Source organism: Tropicimonas aquimaris (assembly GCF_042676185.1).
GTDB lineage: Bacteria > Pseudomonadota > Alphaproteobacteria > Rhodobacterales > Rhodobacteraceae > Tropicimonas > Tropicimonas aquimaris.
In genome coordinates this window covers 1-1068 of sequence record NZ_JBHTJT010000028.1, presented here as the reverse complement: position 1 = coordinate 1068, position 1068 = coordinate 1, and the positions used below count along the sequence as shown (strand labels likewise).

The window sequence follows — 1068 nt, the reverse complement described above, 5'->3', positions numbered from 1 at the left end:
GGCCCCGGCGCCGCGGCGCTTCCCGGGGGTGGACCTCACCGCCTGGATGGATGGCTGCGCGACGCCCGAGGGGCATCTGCGGATCGGGCTTGCCCATTGTTCCCCGTCAGCACCTTTGGGACTTCTGATTTGATTTCGCAACGGAGGGTTTCTGGCTCATCGTGACCACCAAGGAGTGGAGATCAGACAGAAACCCGAAACACGGAAAGAGCCTGCCGAGAAGGTCGTGAAAGACATCCGGCGGCGCACCAGGAAGGATCACTCGGCCGAGGAGAAGATCCGGATTGTGCTGGAAGGGCTGCGCGGCGAAGAAAGCATTGCCGAGCTGTGCCGACGCGAGGGGATCGCGACGAGCTTGTATTACAGCTGGTCGAAAGAGTTCCTCGAGGCGGGCAAGAAGCGGCTGGCGGGCGATACAGCGCGCCAGGCGACAAGCCCTGAAGTGAAGGAACTGCGGCACGAGGCGGCTGCATTGAAAGAGGCTCTCGCGGACCTGACGCTCGAGAACCGCTTGCTCAAAAAAAGCATGCTCGGCGACCCGGCCGAACCAACTCTGACAGACCGACTTCACCTACTTCAAGGTGGTCGGCTGGGGCTGGTTCTACCTATCGACCATCCTCGACGACTACAGCCGCTATGTCATCGCTTGGCGGCTTTGCACGACCACTAAGGCCTCGGACGTGACGGCCACGCTGGAAGATGCCCTTGCCGCCTCGGACTGCGACCGCGCCACGGTTGCGCACCGGCCCCGGCTGCTCAGCGACAATGGCGCATCCTAAATCTCTGAGGATCTTGCCGACTGGCTCGCCACTCAAGGCATGAATCACGTTCGCGGCGCCCCGCGCCACCCGCAAACCCAGGGCAAGATCGAGCGCTGGCATCAGACCCTGGAGAACAGGGTCCTGCTCGAGAACTACTATCTGCCTGGGGCGCTCGAGCAGGCCATCGGCGAGTTCATCGACCACTACAACCACCGCCGCTACCACGATAGCCTCAGCAACCTGACCCCTGCCGATGTCTACCTCGGCAGGGCCGAGACCATCCTGCGACGACGAAAGGAGATCAAAG

The 1068-nt window shown here is 62.5% G+C and carries 1 pseudogene; it reads left to right on the top strand.

From position 1 onward, the window contains the following. Window positions 1-181 precede the first annotated feature (181 nt). Window positions 182-1068: pseudogene (locus tag ACFQ2S_RS13490) on the top strand (DDE-type integrase/transposase/recombinase); the annotation flags it as partial.